General features: G+C 65.6%; 8 protein-coding genes. 4 read left to right on the top strand and 4 right to left on the bottom strand.

The features are described 5' to 3' along the window. Window positions 1–161: 161 nt before the first annotated feature. Window positions 162–881 carry a hypothetical protein gene (locus OG897_RS26955; RefSeq protein WP_266660589.1) on the bottom strand — a complete coding sequence of 240 codons (720 nt, stop codon included), beginning with the start codon at window positions 879–881 and terminating at the stop codon, window positions 162–164. A 125-nt stretch (window positions 882–1,006) separates the two neighbouring features. Further along, on the bottom strand, window positions 1,007–9,646 hold the full coding sequence (locus tag OG897_RS26950) for a DNRLRE domain-containing protein (RefSeq protein WP_266660587.1): 8,640 nt from the start codon (window positions 9,644–9,646) through the stop codon (window positions 1,007–1,009). Window positions 9,647–9,941: 295 nt separating this feature from the next. Between OG897_RS26950 and OG897_RS26945 the strand changes: the two genes are divergently transcribed. Continuing rightward, entirely contained in the window at window positions 9,942–10,421 is a 480-nt protein-coding gene (locus OG897_RS26945; RefSeq protein WP_266660585.1) for a hypothetical protein, read from the top strand. Between the two features lie 594 nt (window positions 10,422–11,015). Here OG897_RS26945 and OG897_RS26940 read toward each other — a convergent pair. Continuing rightward, the gene (locus OG897_RS26940) at window positions 11,016–15,299 is read right to left on the bottom strand and encodes a trypsin-like peptidase domain-containing protein (protein ID WP_266660583.1); all 4,284 of its coding nucleotides are present in this window, start codon (window positions 15,297–15,299) and stop codon (window positions 11,016–11,018) included. Window positions 15,300–15,364: 65 nt separating this feature from the next. Further along, on the bottom strand, window positions 15,365–15,676 hold the full coding sequence (locus OG897_RS26935; RefSeq protein ID WP_266660581.1) for a CU044_2847 family protein: 312 nt from the start codon (window positions 15,674–15,676) through the stop codon (window positions 15,365–15,367). 352 nt (window positions 15,677–16,028) lie between these two features. Here OG897_RS26935 and OG897_RS26930 point away from each other — a divergent pair, with 352 nt between their 5' ends. Genes OG897_RS26930 through OG897_RS26920 form a run of 3 tightly spaced genes read left to right on the top strand, consistent with a single transcriptional unit; the run spans window position 16,029 to window position 18,660 of the window. Then, window positions 16,029–16,691 carry a ParB N-terminal domain-containing protein gene (locus OG897_RS26930; protein ID WP_266660579.1) on the top strand — a complete coding sequence of 221 codons (663 nt, stop codon included), beginning with the start codon at window positions 16,029–16,031 and terminating at the stop codon, window positions 16,689–16,691. Further along, window positions 16,688–18,130 carry a ParB N-terminal domain-containing protein gene (locus tag OG897_RS26925; protein ID WP_266660577.1) on the top strand — a complete coding sequence of 481 codons (1,443 nt, stop codon included), beginning with the start codon at window positions 16,688–16,690 and terminating at the stop codon, window positions 18,128–18,130. Before OG897_RS26930 ends, OG897_RS26925 begins: the two co-directional genes overlap by 4 nt. Then, window positions 18,127–18,660, top strand: coding sequence for a hypothetical protein (locus tag OG897_RS26920; RefSeq protein WP_266660575.1), 534 nt, complete (start codon window positions 18,127–18,129; stop codon window positions 18,658–18,660). The genes OG897_RS26925 and OG897_RS26920 overlap by 4 nt, the downstream gene beginning before the upstream one ends. Window positions 18,661–18,819 lie beyond the last annotated feature (159 nt).

The raw sequence follows: 18,819 nt of genomic DNA, 5'->3' as shown, positions 1-18,819 counted from the left end.
AGTAGCCTCCCTGCGCGAAGCCCTGCGGAGACCCACGTCCGTAGGGCTTCCTGCTTACCCCGGTCACAGCCCCCGGCGGGACCAGCGCAGCCCTTCCACCACCGTTGCGCCCGTCCGACGAATCAACACACGGATAACCGCGAGTTAATTACCTGCACACCTTAAGAGCGATAGAGCACCCGCACCACGAATTCCCCATCATCCAACGATTGCAGATAGTCAGTAAAATATCTCCGATATTTCATATCTCCATCCCGCCACACACCACTACCCTCGGCATGAAAATTGGAACTATCCATCCAGTCTCCATCTAGGTTCAAAATAGCGTCAGTGGGAAAGACGTTCAACCTGCTGGACTCTACGAATTGATCGATTCCCCCTTGCAGCCATCCAACAGGATCGAATACATCATTACGGTAAGTTGAGGGTAGCCATTCAGCAGATGCCGCGGCAGTAACGAACTCTTGCGCTAGGTATCGCTTTTGCACCTCAAGCATAGAAGGCTTTCCTGCATCGCACGCTTGGCGGTATATTTCATCCACTGAAGCGGCCTCAGGATACTTTTGAGCGAGTTCTGCCAGTCTATTCCACCTGGCTGCCTCTAGGGCCTCAACGCGCGATATCTCTGTATTGAAATCGAGCAAGGCAACCGGGCCCCCGTCACACCTACTGAGAGGGATCTCACGCATCTCTCCTCTAGGGCCCAGTATGACACGCACCAAACGATCATCATGTTCCAAACCAGCTTTAACAAAGAAGCACTTTTCATGATGGCCATTATAAATCCACCAACTATCCCATTCCCCCTGCCACTCTTTACCTGGTCGACTGAGATCGTCGTTTTGATCATACGGAGAAAGTGCCTGAGTAAGCAGATTCATTACATCCTCAGATTTTCCCGAGGGTAGGCAGACTGTGACTACGCTTCTCGACATTCTTCATTCCTAGACTTGAAAGAAAACTGAGGATAAGTGGGCCCCGCGCCTTGCGGGGCCCACTTACCAACCTACGCGTCGTTCCGGTATACCGTGCAGTCCAGGGGCCACGGTGGGCACACTGGGCGCCCATTCACACTATCCCAGATCGACCCTATGGCGTCCCGCAGGAAGAGTATGTCGCCCAAAGCGCCAGCTCCTCCCATGATCTTCCCGCCGACCCCGCGTCCAGGTCCCTGAGCCTTCCCGCCACCCTTTACCCCGCCCCGCAAGGCGGCGCTTCCCTGTTTGAGGAGCCCGAATTCCCCGGTGTCATATCCTGACGGCAGATGGACGGAACGGACGTTGACGTCGTCAACAAATATCTTGGCTACCGCCTCCGCCATCTCACGAGTTTGCGCCGAGAACACTACGTACTTAGTCTGATTCTTACTACCCATCTTATTTCGGATCGTCTGTGCAATCTTTTCGGCACCTGCTTTTCCATTCGATGTGACGTCATCGACGGATTCAACACTGACGATTGCCCCGGAATCCCATGTCACCTTGATGAAGTCTGCGGTCGTTCCACGCACCGGTGATTCCCCATTGGGAAGGTCCACACGCCCCTTCTCCATCTTTGCATTCAGATCGTCCTGGTGAAGATACTTAGACCCGGTTCCAGTGGATGAGTCATAGTATTTACCTGAGTCTGAAAGTGTTTTATTCATGTGGGGAAGGACAGCCCTACTAGAGGGACTATCCCCATCAGCCGCTACGACGTGCGGAATTCTGTTCTCGTCTGTATACACTCCAGAATCTGGATAGTAGGTCAGGGGGGCGTACTTCCAATCGTCCCCGTTTGGACGGTGCCCATCGAGCTCGGCGAAGCTAGCGGGGTTGCCGCCCGCGAAGGCGTACCGGTTGCCGGTCATGGGGTCACTACCGAGGCCCATGTCCGCGAGCGCCCCGTTGTACATGTCCCGGCTGGTGAACCGGTTGAGTCCGGGGCTGTAATTTCGGAAGCCCATGTCGTACGTGGCCGAGGCTGCGTCCCATCGCTTGGAGTTGAAGCGGTAGGGGTTGTACGCATCCTTGGTGGGGTTGGTGGCCGAGGGCTTGTCGATGCCTGTGAACTCGGTGGTGTCGTCGGAGCCGTAGGCGGTGTAGCCGTACGTCGCCTTCGCGTTGCCGTCCTTGTCCGTCAGGGTTTCGACGTCGGTGTGGCTGTTGTAGCCGTAGTACGACTCGTCAGTCTTGCCGTCGGCCGTGTGCTTGACCTGGGAGAGGCGTTCGCCCCAGGGGCTGTACTGGTAGGACGCGGTGAGCTTGGTGGCGACTTCCTCGGTGAGGACTTCGCCGGACATACCCAGGTAGTTGTACTCGGTCTTCTTCCCGTCCTCGGTCTTGGAGGTGGTGCGGTCGAGGGGGTCGAAGGCGTACGTCGTGGACTTCAGAACACCCTTGGCGTCGGCCTTGTCGTGTTTCACGACGTGGTCGAAGCCGTCGTAAGTGTTCTTCTCGATGACCTGGGTGCCGGACTTGACGGAATCCTGGCGGCCGAACGGGTCGTAGACGTGGTCCGCGACGGCGGTGCCGACGGTGGTCTTCAACAACCGGTTGCGGTCGTAGCCGAAGGTGGTCGTCTTGCCCTTGACCGTCTGGGAGATGACGTTGGCGTTGTCGTCGTGGACGTACGTCTCAACGCCTGCACCGTTGCCGGTCTTGGTCGCCGTGGCGAGGCGGTCGGCGGGTTCGTACGTGTACTTGGTGGTGGAGGACAGGAGCTTCGTCGCGTCGTCCGCGTTGCGCTTCTGGGCGACGTCCTGTGCCTTGTTGCCGTTGGCGTCGTACGCGTAGGCGTGGTCGGAGATCAGGGTCCCGTCGGGCTTCTTCTCCGTCTGGGTCTTGAGGGCGCCGTCGAGGTAGTAGGTGTAGCCGACGACGTTCTTGTTGCCCTTGATCTCCTGCTTCTTCTGGCCCCGGTCGGTGTAGTCGTAGGTGGAGACCTTCGCCGCCGGGTCCGAGGACGACTTGCCGACCGTCACCGTCTTGACCAGTTCGCGCAGGTCGTAGGTGTAGGAGGAGAACTGGTCGGGGTGGGTCTGGGTCTTGGGCTGGCCGTTCTCGTCGTAGGTGTAGGCGGTCTTCTTCTTCTCCTGGCCCGCGAGGGCTTCAGTGACCGTTTCGACCTGGTTGAGTCCGGTGTAGGTGACCGTGTACGCGTCGATGCGGCGGCCCGAGGAGGTGTCGTCGACCGAGGTCAGGTTGCCGTTGCCGTCGTAGGCGTAGTCGAACCTCTTCTTCTCGGCGTCCGCCTCGGCGGAGTTGTCGCGGACCAGCTTCACGCTGTCCGCGGCGACCGTGCCCGCACCGGATTCGGCGAGCTTGAGCTGGGCTTCCTTGCCCTCCTTGAAGTCGTAGTCGCCGATCTTGACCCAGCCGTCGGTGTTCGTCCGCTGGTCGACCTTGACGGACGTGGAGCCCTTGGCGTGGGAGAGCAAGTACGTCGCGGACGGGGAGGCCCCGGCCACCTTCGGGTACTTGACGTACGCCGCGTACTTACCGGTCTTGGGGATGTTCAGCGTCCACTGGAAGGCATCCGAGCCCGTGCCCGGGGCGTGGACGTGGTCGCGGCTGAGGGTGCTCTTCCATTCCGTTGCGCCGGTGGCCGCCACGTTCTGCTTGTCGGTGTTGTTGACCATGACGACCGAGGTGCCGACCGGGATGCCGCCGTCCTGGAGGGACTTGAGCTTGCCGTCGGGGTAGTGCTCCCACGTCATCGTGCGCGTGGCGGAGCCGCCCGCCGAAACCAGGGTGCGCTTGGACTGCTGGCCGAAGTCGTCGTAGTCGTACTTGGTGACGATGTCCCACGGGTCCGTGGAGGAGCGCACCCAACCGTTGTCGTAGTACTCGTAGGTGGTGTCGTTGCGGGTGGTCTCGCCGGAACTGGGCGGCATGGAGACCTTCGCCACCCGGCCGACCGCATCGTAGGTGGTCTCCGTGAAGACCTTCTTGTTGTAGCGGCCGTCCTTGGGGTCGTAGGGCTGGTACTGCCTCTTCGGGCGGTTCAGGGCGTCGTAGGTCGTCTCGGAGGTGAAGTCGTCGGCGTTGTCCGTGGTGGCTACGCCGCGCGGCGAGAAGGTCTTGATGCGGTTGCCGACCTGGTCGTAGCCGAACTTGGTCTCCCGGATCACCTTGTCGGCATGCGGGGCTTCGACCGACACCAGCTTGGCGCGGTCGTCGAAGTGGCGGACGACGCGGTTGCCCTCGGCGTCCGTCGCGGCGACCGGGCGGGAGTCCTTGTCATACTCCTGGCGGCTGGTCTTGCCTGCGGCGTCCGTGGTCGCGATGACCCGGTGGTTGAAGTCGTAGTCGGTCTTGGCGGTGAAGTCGTCCGGGGACGGGGTCTTGTTCTTCTTCGGGTCGATGACCTTGACCGGGTTGCCGACGCCGTCGTAGAGGTAACTGACCTTTTCACCGGCCGCGTTGGTGACGTCGGTGAGCTGGTAGATCTCGTCGTAGGTGTTAGTGGTGACGTAGTCCTTAGCGTCCGCCGTCGTCGCCGTGCCCTTGGGCTCGGTCGTCGACGTCAGGTTGCCGACCTTGTCGTAGGCGTATGTCGACTCCCTCTTGGCCGAGGTCGGCGTGTCCTGCGGGGCCGTGGCCCAGATGAGCTGGTCGGCCTTGTCGTACACGGCGGTCGAGATCGCACCGTTGATCGCCTTCGACTGGGTGACGTTGTCGTTGGCGTCGTAGTCCGGAGCAATCGACTGGAGGACCTTGCCAGCAGCCTGATCCTTCGGGACCGTGGAGACCAACGGACGCCCGTACGTGTCGTAGGTCTGGGTGATCTTCTTGCCCAGCGCGTCGGTGACCGTCGTGACCTGACCGCGGTCGTCGTACGCGGTGAGCGTGCTGCGGCCCTCCGCGTCCGTGGTCTTGCGCGGGTAGCCGGTGGGGGTGAAGTCCGACGTCAGGGTCGCGTTGCCGTTGGCGTCCGTCGCCTTGGTGAGCTGGCCGAAACCGTCGTATTCGTACTTCGTGGTGAAGTCATCCTCGACCGTAGTGGACTTGACGCCCAGCGGGTCGGTGACCTTGTTGAGGTTACCGAACCCGTCGTAGCCGAACTGCCAGGAATAGCCTTCGGCTGAGGTCTTCTTCCACAGGTCGGCCGCGTAGCCGTCCGCCCGGGTCTGGTACTTGTAGCGCACCGAGTGGGCCGGGAAGACATCCGGGCCCGCGCATTCCGCTGCGGTCGGGACGCCCGCCTTGTTGTCCTCGGCGCTGCGTTGCCAGATGGGGAAGCCGGTCTTGGGGTCGTAGCAGTAGGCGGTCTTGGCGCCGTTGTTCTCCTCGATGAGGGTGACGTTGTGGTCGTCGTCCCAGGTCATCTTGGTGGTCTGGGACTTGGCGTTCGTCACCGTGGTGGCGCGGTCGAGGCCGTCGGTGATGTAGGTGGAGGTGTGGTTCTGGGCGTCGGTCACCTTGGTGGTGCGGCCGCTGCCGGTGGGGGTGTAGGCGAAGGTGGTCCCACCGCCGAGGCGGTCGGTGAGGGTCTTGGTCGACCAGCGGTACTCCGGGTCCCGGTCGTAGGCCACCGTGGTGGCGTTGTCGCGGGGGTCGGTGACCGTGGTCAGCTTGACGTTCTTGGCGCCCTGCGCCGTGTCGTACCCGAACTTGAAGACCTTCGGCTGCGTACTGCCGTCACCGTCGGTGAGACGCCCGAGGGTTCCCTGCCGGGTGTAGTGGAACGTGATCTTCCGGCCGGAGATGTCGGTCATCGACTTCACGTGGTCGTAGATCTTCGGGTCCCACAGCTTCTCGGCCTTGGCGATGTCGCCGTTCGCTTCGATGTACTCGTAGCTCGTGTCCCCGGGCAGGTAGTAGTCCAGCTTCAGGGAGGTGCGGCCGGCCGGGTCCTTGATCTCCTTGAGGAACTTGACCCAGCGGTTGCCGGAGTCGCGCACCTCGTAGACGTACGTCTGGACGTTGTTGTTCTTGTCGATGACCTGGCGGAGGTAGCCGTCGCAGTCGATCTGGAAGCGGGTGCCGTCCGGGCGGGTCATCGTCCAGGCGTCTGTCACCTCGTCCATGCCGTCGGTGCAGGTCACACCGTCCTTCGGCTTGAGGAGGTAGTGGTATCCGGCGGAGGAGCGCCAGGTGCCGTCGCTCTGTTTGCGGAAGATGTGCTGGGTGCCGTCGCCGTCGGTGATGTAGACCTCGCCCGGTGCGCTGTCCGGGTGGAAGTCGAGCATCGTGCCCAGCCGCATCGGGCCGGAGGCTTGGGCGGACCAGCCGTGGCCGAGCTGGGTGTTGGAGGTGTCCTGGGCGTTGTAGGAAAGGCGCAGGAAGGTGTTGAGGCCGCGGCCGGGGTTGTTGAAGGCGTTGTAGGACCACACGCCGTTGCCGGAGCCCAGGTTGGACATGAAGGTGGAACCGGCGCCGGTGTTCTTGCCGGTGTAGGAGTGGTACTTCTCCATGCCCAGGCGGTCCGCGGTCGGGTCCTCGACGGCGACCGGCTGTTCCAGGCCGCCGATGGAGTCGGTCTTGGAGAGCCAGGTGCTGGTCTTCGGGTTGAAGACGTCCCAGATCAGGGTGTGGCCCTCACGCCGGTTGCCCTCCACCAGAGGGGACTTGACCGTCGCCTTGACGATGGCCTCCTCGCCCGGGAGGAGGGCGGGGATGTCGGTGCGCAGATTGAGGGTGGGGGTGTCGGTGAGCTCGGAGCCGTCGGGCAGGGCCCAGCGGTAGGAGAGCTTGCGTTCACCCGCAAGCCAGGCGGTGTCGCTGGTGTTGGTCAGCGTCACCTCGACCGGGTAGGTGTTGTCCTCGGTCATCCGCTGCGGGGTGTGCGGGGCGTAGTACGTGTTCCACGGGGTGGAGTCCACGTAGATCACGCGCAGTTGCGGGCGCAGGCGCTCCTCGGCCGCTTCACCGGACAGGAACATGGTGCGTTCCTGCGGGGCGGTCGCCGCCTCGTTGGCCAGCTTGATGACCGCGCCCGTATTCGGAGTCGACTTCTCGACCCACTTCTGGGTCAGCGAGGTGGCGTCCCAGGTGTGGCGGCCGACCTCGCTGGTGATCCCGCCCACGGAATCGGAGACTGCCGGGCCGAAGTCACCGCCGGGCTTGGCCCACACGGTGGTGGCGTTCGCCTTGTTCCACGTGGCGGCTGTCTCCGCGAAGTCCTTCGTGAGAGGCGCGAGTTCGTACGTGGCGCCCTTCGTGCCCGTGGTGGTCTCCGCGCCCCACAGCTGCACCTGCGACTGCAACACCGTCGCGGTGTCGGGAATCGACGTGGTGGGGAACTGGAAGGCGCTGCGGGTCGTTCCGTGGGTGGTGGAGTTGTTGCCGACGCTCAGCCAGGACTGCTGTACCGCACTCGGCAGCGCACCGTCGGCGGGGAGCTTGTCCAGGTTCACGTCCGGCTTCAGCGACGACAAGGTGGTGTCGGCCGCTGCGGGCAGGATGCGCAGGGTCCGCCCCGCCTTCGGCACGCCGACATCGCGGACCGGGGAGCCCAGGAGCTTGCCGCCCTTGGTCTTCACCGCGATCTGGTAGTAGTGCGTGCGCCCGATCTCATTCGCACTGGCCGCCGGGGTCGGGGTGGCCGAGACGTCCGTGTACAACGTGGTGCCCTGGGCCACCGGGGCGACCAGAGTGTCCGGGCCGACCGTGAAACCGGGCGTCGCGGAGCGGTGGACCTGGTACTCCACCAGGTCGTTCGCCACGTCGCCGGTGGTGTTGGTGTAGGCGGCCCAGGACAGCTCCGGGCCGCTGCCGTGCACCACGGTCGGCTCGCGCAGCTCCGTGCCGACGGCACCGTAGGTGACCGTCAGGCGGGGGAAGTTGGCCGTTTCGCCGTCGTAGTTGCCGTCCGCCGACTCATACCGGGGACCACCCAGCGGGCCGGTGGCCGACTCGTCGACCGCCTTCACCACGAAGCCGTGGTTGGCGGCCGTGCCGTCCACCCACTTCTGCACCGTGTCCTTCACCGGGAACCGGTGCCAGGTACTGTGCTGGCCCTTCGTCTTCACCACCTGCGCGTCGGCGACCAGGCGGACCGAGCCCGCGAGCGTGCGCTCGTCCTCGTCACCGCTGTCGCCGAGCACGATCTTCCCGGCGGTACCGCGCGCGAAGTCCACCGGATCACCCAGCGGCGACCAGTTTCCGGCCTTCCCCTCGCTCTGGTCGACGACGGTCTTTGTCGACCCCTTGCTGCCGGTGACCGTGTACGGAGCCTCGGTCGCCGCGTTCTCCAGGTCGGTCCCGGGGAAGCGGGCCTCGACCCGGTACTTACCGGACTCGGGAACGGTCGGCTGCCAGGAGTACGTCTCCCCCTTGGCCGCGTTCTGGTTGTACGCGAAGTCCCCGCCGGTGCCCTGTGCCTTGGGCCACTCGCCGACCGCAGCCGTGCTGGCAGGCACGTCAGGACCCGCCTGCACCGAGGTGCCCGACACCTCGCCCACCAGGGCGTTCGTGTTCGTCCAGGTCGCCGTCGACTCGTCCCACGCACCCGTCGCCCGGTGCGCGGCCAACGGCACATCGTTGGCGTTGCTGGCGTGGACCTGGTCGAAGTACAGGCCCAGGCGCGCCGCGTCAATCTTGGTTCCGGCCGGGATCTGGTCCAGCGGGAACTTCAGCAGCGAGCGGGCCACGCCCGCTCCGGTCTTACCGACCGACATCTTCCAGGACGTCCCGAAGTTCTCCCCCGGGGCGTCGGACAGGACCATCGTGTCCTGCGACTGGCCCGGAAGCGGAGCCACCGTGAGCGTCGGGTCGACCGTCACCGGATACTGGCGGGCCGGGTCGGCCAGCCACTTTGCGTCCGGGGTGACGGTCAGCTTCCAGCCCTGGCCGTCCCGGGCCAGCTTCTGGGTGACCTTGTCGGTGCTGACCTGCCCGTACGCGGAGGTCTCCGACTTCTTGGAATCCGTCATGAACGGAGCCGGGATCACCAGCACCGGGTGCTTCGAGGTCTCCCCGAAGAACGCGATCGACCCGTCCTTACGGGCCTTCGGCGTCAGCCCATCCGTACTCAAACGGAAGCTGAAGGAAAGCGGCGTGCCCGGCTTCTGCGCCAGGACGATGTTCTCCTTCACCTGCCCCGCACCCACCTGGTACACCAGGTCAGCACCAGACGTGGGGTCCTTGTAGGTGACCGTGTCACCCTTGACCGAAGGCGCCAGATCACCCGACGGGCCGTCCAGGCCCAGGGTGACCGACCGGCCGCCCCCGACCTCGTACCGCAACAGCTCCTTCGCCGTCCGGCCGAAGTAACTCGCCGCCGTATTGGTGGTGTTGGCCAGCTCCTTCCCGGACGCACGGACCGACGTATCGATCGGCTTCCAGGCGGAGCCCTGCCGGTAGGACGTCGGGAAGGCCGACAGCTCCGCCTCCACCCGCCCGTCCGAGAGCTGCCAGAAGCGGGCACTGGACGTGCGCTCGCCGGTCAGCTCCTTGACACGCTCGGCCTTCGGGGCGTTCTTGCCCTGCGGGAACCGTTCCCGGCTCGGGATCTCCAGCTTGCCGCCGGGCGGCGGCTTCTGGTCTTCCGGGTCCTCGTCGTCCCCGCCGAACCACCCCGAGACGGTGTCCGCGAAGCTCTTGCCGTCTCCGTCGTCACCGCCCCCGGGAGCCGGTGCCGCATAGGCGATCTGCGGAAGCGCAGTCCCCAGCACGGCCGAGACGACGAGGGCGGCGATGAATCTTCGGTGCCGAGTCCTCACGTAGTCAACTGCCTTTCCCCTGGCCAGAATTCGCCGCTTCAGCTGAATTTGGGCAGGGCTCAGCACTGCCGCAGGAATCTCCCGGGCAGTGAATAGAAGTGCGAGTTCTACGCATGCGCATGCGGCGCTGTCAACGAAATGTCAATGTCGGGTAGTTGGTATTACATGGGGGTATCAGGCGAGGTTCTGAGATCTTGCGGAAATAGCCGCTATCGCCGAGGAGTGGCGCCCCGGGAGTAACTCCGGTAGAACCCTCTGGCCCAGCTCCTGCCCCTGCAATAGCCAAAGGCCACAGATGTCCACAGCGACCGAGACTCAGCCCGCGACCGGCTCCGCCGACACGACCGACAACCGGCCGCCCAGCCGTCCCGGCCGCCGTCCCCGACTCCTCGCGACCGGCGCCCTGCTTCTGCTGGCCTCCGCCACGTACGCCATCTACGTGCTGACCAGCCCGGACAACCCAGCGAAGCCGCCCGTCCCGACGGCGGCGGTCACGTACTCCGTCACCGGCACCGGAACCGCCGACATCACCTACCTCGCCACCAGCGAGACGGGCACCGCCACCACCGAGAAGGCGGCCACCCTGCCCTGGAAGAAGACCGTTCAGGTACCGCTGGGACAGCAGCCGGTGGTGAAGATCCAGCTGCCGCAGCAGGGGGGCACCGCCACCTGCGCCCTCGCCGTACGCGACCAGCACCAGCAGCGGGCCACAGCCTCCGGACCGTACGGGCGGACGACGTGCGCGGCAGTCCTCCCCGCCGAGAATCAAAGGTGAGGCCGCACGAGGGCCTGCCGCGGAAACTGAGCGACTTCACCCAGGGTTGATGGAGCACAGTCGGATTGTCTGCGAGAAGGGCGAACGCCCCCACATCGGTGCCCACCCACGAACCCACTCGCAAGAAGCGGGGTGCGCGCGAAACCACCTCCCTGGAATCCTGAAGATCAATTCGAGAGAATAGGCAGCAGCCGGTTGATCCTTCTGGATCGGCAGTGCAGCACGGTGGCATTCGACGGATACAGTTCGATCAAGGTGCCGGACGGGGAGCCCAACTTCGCCTGGTTAGGGAGGGTCCGCCACCGACTGGGGATCACGGATTACCCCACGCTGCGACTGATGCCCCTGGTCGAGACAGGAACGCGCGGCCTGCTCCGGGAAGATTCCGTCGTTCTGGCCGACCACGGCTTCGACGATGGGAAGTTCCTCGGCAAGGTCGTCGAAACTGGTGCACAGTTCCTGGCCCGTCTCAGCTCCACGGCGTCTGCCGACCGAGGGCCGGTTGCCGGATGGCTCGTATCTGACCCGAATCCGCCACGTCGCGGTCCGTGCCATCGATGCCGAGATCACAGCGACCTACGCTGCCTTGCCTGTTCAGGTGGAGCACACGTGGGACTCTTGCCCTGAAAGGTAGGTCGCCCGCTCGTCCGAGGTGAGATCGCGGTCAACCGCTTGGCAGATCCTGTCGATTGCCTCGCTCGGGCTCGGCAGGTGCGTGTCCCACAGGCGTGCCGTGTTGTCGCTGCTTGCCGTGGCGAGCGTGCGACCGTCGGGGCTGAACACCACAGCGGTCAACGGGCCGGTGTGGCCCGTAAGAGTGGCCCGCAGGAGGCTGGTGGCGGTGTCCCACAACCGCGCCGCCCCGTCACTGCTTGCGGTGGCAAGGGTGCGGCCATCAGGACTGAACACCACCGCGAACACAGTTCTGGTGTGACCGGTGAGGATGGCCCGCAGGTGACCGGTGGCGGTGTCCCACAACCGCGCCGTCCTGTCGAAGCTTGCCGTAGCAAGGGTGCGGCCATCAGGACTGAACACCACCGCGGACACCACATCGGTGTGACCAGTCAGCGTGGCCCGAGTGCGTCCGGTGGCGGTGTCCCACAACCGCGCTGTGTTGTCGTTGCTTGCCGTGGCGAGCATGCGACCGTCGGGGCTGAACACCACCGCAGACACCGCATCGGCGTGACCAGTCAGCGTGGACCGAATACCGCCGGTCGCGGCGTCCCACAACCGTACTGTGTTGTCGCTGCTTGCCGTGGCGAGCGTACGGCCATCAGGACTAAACACCACGGCGAACACCGAGTCCTCCGAGTCAGTGTGACCGAAGGAGAGGGTGCCTTGGATGTGGCCGGTGGCGGTGTCCCACAACCGCGTCGTGTTGTCGTTGCTTGCCGTGGCGAGCATGCGACCGTCGGGGCTGAACACCACCGCGGTCAACGAGCTGGTGTGGCCCGTAAGAGTGGCCCGCAGGTGGCCGGTTGCGGTGTCCCACAACCGCGCCGTCCCGTCGTCACCCCCGGTGGCAACGGTGCGGCCATCGGGGCTGAACACCACCGTGAACACCGCAGCGGTGTGACCAGTCAGCGTGGCCCGAGTGCGTGTGGTGGCGGTGTCCCACAACCGCGCCGTCCCGTCGTCACCCCCGGTGGCAACGGTGCGGCCATCGGGGCTGAACACCACAGCGGACACCGCATCGGCGTGACCAGTCAGCGTGGCCCGAGTACGGCCGGTCGCAGCATCCCACAACCGCGCCGTCCTATCCCAGCTTGCCGTGACGAGCGTGCGACCGTCGGGGCTGAACACCACCGCGGACACCTCGTCGGTGTGACCAGTAAGCGTGGCCCGAGTACGGCCGGTGGTCACGTCCCACAACCGCGCCGTCCTGTCCCTACTTGCCGTGACGAGCGTGCGACCGTCGGGGCTGAACACCACCGCGGACACCTCGTCGGTGTGACCAGTAAGCGTGGCCCGAGTACGGCCGGTGGTCACGTCCCACAACCGCGCCGTCCTGTCCCTACTTGCCGTGACGAGCGTGCGACCGTCGGGGCTGAACACCACCGCGGACACCGCATCGGCGTGACCGGTGAGGACAGCCCGCGCATGGCCCGTCGCGATGTCCCACAACCGCGCCCTCCCGTCCCAGCTTGCCGTGGCAAGGGTGCGACCGTCCGAGCTGAACGCAACCGTGGACACCGCAGCGGTGTGACCGGTCAGCCTAGCCCGGATGTCGCCGGTCGCGGCGTCCCACAACCGTACTGTGTTGTCGCTACTTGCGGTGGCAAGGGTGCGACCGTCGGGGCTGAACGCAACCGTGGACACCGCATTGGTGTGACCGGTCAGCGTGGCCCGAGTACGGCCGGTGGTCACGTCCCACAACCGCGCCGTGTTATCTCTGCTCGCGGTGGCAAGGGTGCGGCTGTCGAGGCTGAACGCAACCGCGTACACAGGGAGCGCGTGGCCGGTGAGGGTGGCCCGCAAGCGGCCGGTGGCGGTGTCCCACAACCGTGCTGTCCCGTCCCAGCTTGCTGTGGCAAACGTACGGCCATCGGGGCTGAACGCCACTGCGGACACCACACTGGTGTGGCCTGTAAAGCGGTGGCGAAGCCGGAGTTCGGACGCTTGGTAGAGCCTCGCGAGGGCTTCCTTGGTGACGCCAGTGCGGTATGCCTGGACAGCGAGGAGTGCTGCGAGGTCAGCGTCGAATTCGATGAGGGCTGCGGATTGGGCAGCCAACTGGCGGGACAGTGACTGCTGTTGTGCGGTGACAGCCGTCTGCCGCTGCCAGGCCGCGAGGCCGGCGGCGATGAGGGCCAGGACGAGAAGCCCGGTCAGGATCTGGGTGCGGAGTCTGGTGCGACGGTGGCTGGTGCGGACGAACTGGGCGATGGGGCGGGGAAGTCCGCGCTGACGGATCCAGGCGAGGCCGGCGGCGAGGTCGGTGCCGTGCAGGAGATCGCCGGCGCGTTTGCGGGCGGTCCAGCGGGTGTGCTGGGCCTCGGTGCGGTGCAGCCAGGAGTAGAACTCCTGGTCCTCGGCGATCCACCTGCCCAAGGCGGGCCAGTCCCGGATCAGTGAGTCGTGAACGAGTTCGATCTCTGGACTGGTGGCACGACCCGTTACGGGGGGAGGCGGGCGTTTCCTGGCCGGGCCGGTTTCTTCCACCACGGGCGTGGGAGAACGGCGGAGGGTGACGATGCGGTGCTGGGTCAGGGCGGTCAGGACGGTGTCCACAGTGGCAGGCGGGGATGTTGGTGCGAGGAGTTCGTGGAGGGTTTCCCGTGGCAGGGAGCGGCGGCTGGCGGGGAGTTGCAGGCTGGTGTCCGGGGGGTGGACCAGGGCGGTAAGGACCTGCCGGGCGGTGGGCTGCTGTAGGACGGGGAGTTGATCGACGGCGTGCTGGCACCAGGTGGCGAGGGCGCCGGTGATCGTGCCGATGCGGTCGTAGGCGCTGTGGGTGAGGCGGCCGTCGTCGTCGCGGCGTTGCCACAGTTGCAGGAGGGTGAGCTGGAGGGCGGTGAGCCAGGTGGCGGGCGCGGTGCGGGCGGGCTGCTGCCGGGGGCCTGTGGTGCTCGTGTCGTGGGTGGTGAGGATGTCGTTGATGATGCGGGCGGGCAGGCCGGTCTCGAAGCTGGCGGTGGGGTGTTCGAGGGGGCCGGTGACGATGGTGTGGAGGTCGGTGCGGGTCAGGAGGGCGGGGATGTCGAGGAGCGGCTGCAGGGCTTGTTTCAGCGCGGGGGTCTGGTCGGTCAGCTGGGGATAGAAGTCGTTGCGCATGACCAGGACGAGCGTGACCGGGGCGTGGGAGGCGAGGGTCTGGAGCAGCTGCTCGGCTGCGGCTTGGACGTGCGCTGGTGTTCGGTACGGGTTCTGGGAGGAGCTGGGGGCGGGGTGGGTGAAGAGTTCTTCGAACTGGTCGATGACCAGCAGGACGCGCCCGTAGTGGGGCTGCTTGGCGAGGACCTCAAGGGCTGCGGTGGCGATTCCGTAGGTGCTGGCGCCGGGCAGGCCGTGCTGGCCGAGGGCGGCCAGCAGGTCGGGGCCGGGGCGGGGCAGGTAGAGCGGGAGCCAGCGGTCGCTGCCGGGCACCGCGCCCCGGGCGAGAGCGGGTAGTACGCCGGCCTGGACCAGGGAGGTCTTGCCTGATCCCGAGGGGCCCAGCAGCATCAGCGCGTCTCGTCGCCCGGTTAGGGCGTTGATGACTGCGTCCTGCGCCGCTGTGCGGCCGTGGAACCAGGCGGCGTGTTCCATCGCGAAGGGCTCCAGGCCCCGGAAGGGGCACACATCGCTGATCTCCAGGTCCGGCCAGAAGGCCCGCAGGACCTGCGTGGGAGTAGCGAAGACGACGCCGTCCAGTCGGCCGACAGCGTCGGTACGGGTGACGGAGTTGACCATGCCGATCACCAGCCCGGTGGTCTCGTCCACGACCGGACCGCCGCTGAAGCCCTGGGTGAGATCGTTGGCCTCGGTCAGCTGCAGCGCCGGGCCTTCTTGGCGGTTGTCGGGTACCAGGTCACCGGCGACCCCGTAGCCGAAGTGCCCGCCCTCCCGACCCCCGGAGGTGTGGCCGAAGGAGCGCACCCTGTGCCCCCGGTTGCCGGCCGCCGGCCCCAGGGCCAGCGGTGCAATGTACGCAGGCGGATCCTGCACTCGAAGGAACGCAACATCCTCCGCGTCCCGGGGCCGCCACGCTTCGGCAACTACCTCGGCCATCGAGCCCGGTGCCCCCGGCAGGTGATCGAACACCACCCGCACCAAGCCACCGGGGCCGACACCGGCCGATTCGGCCACGTGTGCGCAGGTCACCACCACCCCAGGCGCCGCCAGGAAGCCCACGCCCTCGACTCCACCGGTGGCGGAGCATATCTGAACCACCGCCATCAGCAGCCGGCTACTGTCCCCGCCAACGGCGCGCTGCCCCACCGTGTCCACGACAGGCTCACTTCTCAGGAGGTGCCAGCAGCGTCGACACGGTGCCAGGTGACGGTCACGTTCAGATGGCACCCGGTCGCCGTCTTAGCGATCACCGCACCGGCCTCGGCGGCCATGTCCACTCCGAACTCGATCGTCACCTCGTCCGGCCCGGCTTGCCGCAACTGGTCCAGTGCGGCCCGCGCAAGCTCTGCGACCGGCCGCAGGGATTCCTGCACCTTGAGAGGAATCTCGCGAATGACATCCCCCGTGCGTCCGGCTTTCACCGGCCCCTCAGCCGTATCAGGGGCTTCGAACAAGATTGAGGTCCCGTCATCCAACGTCATCCTCGCAAGAGTGCCCACGAGAACCCCCTGACTCAACTGCTCCGAGGCGCTCGCCATCCGCAGGAAGTTCAGGATGTCCGAGAGTGCGCCCTGTGACCTCAAGGTAGCCCCTGAAGGCTCAACCACGCATGCCACAAACACACTTGGGGCCTTTCAGCCCCTAAAAGAGACCCTTCGGCTTTCGTGAGAGCAAGTCTGAGTGGCGAGCGGCGAGATAGACGGCCTGACCGCCCTGCATATATCCCTTCCAAGGACCTACCGACCCTGCTCCCCTGCGGGATAAAATTGGGAGCCTAAGGAGCCGAGCCTGATCACCTAGGCTCATCTTCGGGTGCGGGGCTGGAGTCCTGCCGTGTCTCAAGTCCGTATCCCCGCCTCGCTGGCCGACCTCGCGGTCCCCACGGCTGACCTGGTCCCATACCACCGCAACCCGCGCACCGGCGACCTCGGCGCGATCTGCAGAAGCCTGTCGGCGAACGGGCAGTACCGGCCGATCGTGGTCAACAAGGGCACGCTGACCGGCCGGGCGAATGAGGTCCTGGCGGGCAACCACACCCTGAAGGCGGCCCGCCATCTGGGCTGGGAGCAGATAGCCGTCACCTGGCTCGACGTCGACGATGATACGGCTGCGAAGATCGTCATCGTCGACAACCGCACCAACGACCTCGCCGGATACGACAGCGCCCTCCTCGCTGAAGTCCTCTCCGAGCTGCCCGATCTGGAGGGCACCGGCTACGACCAGGGCCAGGTGGACGACCTCCTCGACTCCACCGTGTTGCCCGCCCCGATCGAACTGCCCACGGACGGCGCCGGAACGGGTGCTGCTGCCACGGTGGATTACCTCCAGTGGGGGTACATGCAGTGGTCTTCCACCCGTGTGCGGATCACCCAGGCGGAAGTCGAACTCCTCGACGCCCTCTACCAGCGGTTTGTCGCCGACCAGGACTCTGACCTCGGGTTCGGGTGGCACGTCCTCAACGAGGAGCACCACGCCTCCGAGGAGGCTGCCGCATGAGCAGTCGCCTCGAAGTGCGCTTCGATCCCGCCTACCCGCTGGCGAAGCTGCGCCCCGCCGAGTACAACCCGCGCCGTCTCTCCCCCGAGTCTTTCGTCCGCCTCCAGGGGTCGCTGGGCCGCCACGGGGTCGTGAAGCCGGTCATCCTCAACGCCGACGGAACCCTCGTCGCCGGCCACCAAAGGACGAAGGGGCTGAAGGCGATCGGGCAGGAGACGACTCCGGCGATGATCCTGCCGCAGAAGGTCCGCCTCCAGGACGAAATCAAGTTCAACCTCCTCCACAACCGCGTTGAGACCGAGTCCTCGCTCGTCTACGCAGAACCGGGGCCGATCGGTCAATGGTGCTGGATTCCGTGGCAGACCATCCAGGTCGCCGAGTCGAAGAACCTTCCCTTCCAGCAGGCGATCGCGTTCATGACCGCAGCCCACGGGGCGTGGGGGTCGGTCGTTATCGACGACCAGGGGCGCATCGTCCTGAACGCCGAGTACGCGGCCGTCGCCAAGACCCAGCGGTTCGACGTCCTCGCCTGGACCTGCGCGTCCTCCGACGCCGGTGAACTGGTCCAGGACCTCACGGGCGAGTACGGCGTGTACGACTGGACCGGCCTGGAGGACCAGGCCCCCGTGTGGAACCAGCACATCGTGCAGCCCAACCGGCTGCGCGAGCACTCGTCGAAGGCGAAGGCTGACCAGGTCCGCTACAAGTCCGAGGTGTGGGAACGGCTCGTACGGCCGAGGATCACCACCTCTACGAGGGTGGTGGACTTCGGTGCCGGGCACGGGGACTACGCACGGCACCTGCGGGGCGAGGGCTACAGGGTTCAGGACTACGAGCCGTACCGGACCCTGAAGGGCAAGTACTCCCTCGACATCCGCACGATCGTCGGCCAGATCCGCGGCATCGAACGGGAGCTACGCGAGCGGGGCCTGTACGAGGTCGTTGTTCTGGACTCCGTCATCAACGCCACCACCTCGCTCGACTACCAGCACTGGGTGCTCCTGACCGTAAACGCGCTCTGCGCGGCGGACGGCCAGGTGTGCATCGGAACCCGCAACCTGGAACGGGAGCTGGCGTACGAGAACTCCGGGCACTCCATCAGCCGGGACTCGACCCGCCTGAACTTTCTCGACAGTGAGAACGTCGACATGCGGTTCGTGAAGGGGAAGTGGCAGCGCATCCGCTACCACACGCCCGAGTCCCTGCGTGGCCTGCTGCTCCGCTACTTCGAGGACGTGCAGCTCAGCGACACGTCGAGGGCGACGGTGAAGGCCGTCTGCCGCAAGCCTCGCGCTTTCCCTGTCGAGGAATACGAAGAGGCATTTCGCAACGAATTCAATATGCCGTACCCGAATGAGTACCGACACAACAAACATGAGGGAATTGTCGCAATTCTGGTAGAATTGATCAAGGATAGGAATAGCAAATTGGAGGGGTGAAGGAAATGAATTCGGGGGCGAACCCAGAACAGGTTCGCATCGAGATAGAGGCGAGGGACACCTACCGCATCATGTGGCTGGCAGGTGTCCGTGAGGTCGACCTCACGGAGCACTGCCTGAAGACGTTCGCCGAGTGCGACCGCCACGACGTCACCCACCGCCGCCGCACGCAGACCCTCCTGCTTCCGGCAGACAACCCGCCCGCCGCCTGGTACCTGTGCGCCCTGCCCATCCCCTGGGACTGGGGCCGCAACGCCCACCTCGCGTTCGAGCACGCACCAGGCGAAACCTGGGAGGGAGACGCCACCGTCCCGGGGCTGAGGGTCAAGCTGACCAACGCCCGTCCCATCAACGGGTGGGGCGAGCACAGCATCCCGCTGGACGCACCCCTGCGGTCCGGCCGCCGCTACCGCACCTGCCGGAACTGGCAGTTCGGATGGTGGCTCAAGAAGCACCGAGCCGTCCCCGATGCTTCACCTCGCCCGCCGAAGCCCGAGCCGGAGGGCTCGGGAGAACAACTGACCTTCTAACGACACGCCCAAGCCCCGCGCCAACAGGGCCTGCCATCAATGCTCTTGTGAACACTGCCGACGGCCCGGTAATCTCTCCGGGCCGTCGGCAGTGTTCCGACGGCCCACAGACAAGAGCCCAACTCGGGCCATCGGAGGGGCACATGAGGGAGCGGCAGA

The organism is Streptomyces sp. NBC_00237 (genome assembly GCF_026342435.1).
GTDB lineage: Bacteria > Actinomycetota > Actinomycetes > Streptomycetales > Streptomycetaceae > Streptomyces.
The sequence above is the reverse complement of the archived record's forward strand: the minus strand, read 5'-3'. Positions and strand labels throughout refer to the sequence as shown.

Bases quoted from the DNA above. Each gene is read 5' to 3' on its own strand.
- OG897_RS26940 (WP_266660583.1), bottom strand. From the start codon at position 15,299: ATGGCGGTGGTTCAGATATGCTCCGCCACCGGTGGAGTCGAGGGCGTG.
- OG897_RS26945 (WP_266660585.1), top strand. From the start codon at position 9,942: ATGTCCACAGCGACCGAGACTCAGCCCGCGACCGGCTCCGCCGACACG.
- OG897_RS26925 (WP_266660577.1), top strand. From the start codon at position 16,688: ATGAGCAGTCGCCTCGAAGTGCGCTTCGATCCCGCCTACCCGCTGGCG.
- OG897_RS26935 (WP_266660581.1), bottom strand. From the start codon at position 15,676: ATGACGTTGGATGACGGGACCTCAATCTTGTTCGAAGCCCCTGATACG.
- OG897_RS26955 (WP_266660589.1), bottom strand. From the start codon at position 881: ATGAATCTGCTTACTCAGGCACTTTCTCCGTATGATCAAAACGACGAT.